At 55.6% G+C, this 1693-nt stretch carries 2 protein-coding genes; both read left to right on the top strand.

Going from position 1 to position 1693, the window contains the following annotated elements:
* Positions 1–1094: elongation factor P maturation arginine rhamnosyltransferase EarP (gene earP / locus ADADOO_RS15870; RefSeq protein WP_511278479.1), on the top strand; the 1094-nt coding region annotated here is incomplete at its 5' end.
* A gap of 39 nt (positions 1095–1133) precedes the next feature.
* The gene (efp, locus tag ADADOO_RS15865) at positions 1134–1691 is read left to right on the top strand and encodes an elongation factor P (RefSeq protein WP_511278478.1); all 558 of its coding nucleotides are present in this window, start codon (positions 1134–1136) and stop codon (positions 1689–1691) included.
* The last annotated feature ends 2 nt before the right edge of the window (positions 1692–1693 follow it).

Genomic DNA, 1693 nt, shown 5'->3' with positions numbered 1-1693 from the left:
GCATGGCGACCATGCAGCTTCATTGGGACATCTTTTGCCGGGTCATCGACAACTTTGGCGACATCGGGGTTTGTTGGCGTCTGGCCAGGCAACTGGTGGCCGAGCATGGCCGCGCGGTACGTTTGTGGGTCGATGATCTAACCAGCCTGCAGCCGTTGTGTCCGTTAGTCGATCCGGCGCAGGCGAGGCAGTCATGCCAGGGTGTCGAAATTCGTCACTGGACCGAGAGTGCGGAATACGACCGGACGGCAGATGTCGTTATCGAGGCTTTTGCCTGTGAACTTCCGGCTGCGTATCTGTCGGCAATGGGCCAATCTTCGCCCAGGCCATGCTGGATCAATCTCGAATACATGACCGCGGAATCCTGGGCCGAGGGCTGTCACGGCATGGTGTCGCCCCACCCTTCCCTGCCGTTGGTCAAATATTTCTTTTTCCCTGGCTTTTCACCAAAGAGCGGCGGGTTGCTCCGGGAAAACGAGCTATTTTTGGAGCGTGACCGCCATATCGCGGAGAATTTGGCCAACGGAACGCTTGAGGTATGCCTGTTTTGCTATGACACGGCGCCAGTAGGCGCCTTGCTGGATGCGTTCCTGGATTCACCGGCCCATGTGCTTTGCCACGTGCCTCCAGGCAAGCCATTGGCGGCGGTGCAGGCGCATTTAGGGGGAAGTGGACCATGGCAGCTGGGCAACGCATTGATTCAGCCAATTCCTTTCATGCCGATCGATGATTTCGATCGTTTATTGTGGCGCTGCGACATCAATTTCGTGCGTGGCGAGGATTCTTTCGTGCGCGCCCAGTGGGCTGCCAAGCCATTTATCTGGCAGGTTTATCAGCAGGATGACGGGGCGCACCTGGCCAAGCTCGAGGCGTTTCTGGATTGCTATCGCACAGGTCTGGATGCGATGACAGAAACAGCACTGCGCCGGATGTTCGTCGCCTGGAATCTCGGCCGCAATATCGCTTCGGCCTGGCAGGGCTTCATTGATAGCAGGCAATCCATTGTCCGCCACAACCGGGAATGGGCCGAAAAGTTGGCGGTGAACCCTGATTTGGCCACGGCACTCGTCAAATTCTGTGCGGCCAATGTATAATTTAACGTTTTTCCCTTTTCTGATCTTAGAGAATCCCGAATGAAAACCGCAATGGAACTCCGCTCCGGCAACGTCATTATGGTCGGTGCCGACCCGCTCGTCGTTCAGAAGAGCGAATACAACAAGTCTGGCCGCAATGCCGCTGTTGTCAAAATGAAACTCAAGAACCTGTTGACCGGTGCCGCTTCCGAAGCGGTTTACAAGGCCGACGATAAGTTCGAAGTGGTTGTCCTCGACAAGAAGGAAGTGACCTATTCCTACTTCGCCGACCCGATGTACGTGTTCATGGATGCTGACTACGAACAGTTCGAAGTCGAGGCCGAGAACATGACCGACGCGCTGAAGTATCTGGAAGATGGTCTGGCTTGCGAAGTTGTTTTCTACAACGGTAAGGCCATTTCCGTCGAACTGCCGAACAGCGTTGTGCGTGAAGTGATTTATACCGAGCCGGCCGTCAAGGGCGACACTTCGGGCAAGGTCATGAAGCCGGCCAAGTTGGCTACCGGCTTCGAACTGCCGGTTCCGGCTTTCGTCAGCATTGGCGACAAGATCGAAATCGACACCCGCACCGACGAATACAAGAACCGCGTCAAGTAATC

Origin of the sequence: Azonexus sp. (assembly GCF_036170495.1) — a bacterium.
In the GTDB taxonomy this organism is placed as follows: domain Bacteria; phylum Pseudomonadota; class Gammaproteobacteria; order Burkholderiales; family Rhodocyclaceae; genus Azonexus.
Note: the sequence above shows the minus strand (reverse complement) of the source record. Positions and strands in the feature narration are given on the sequence as shown.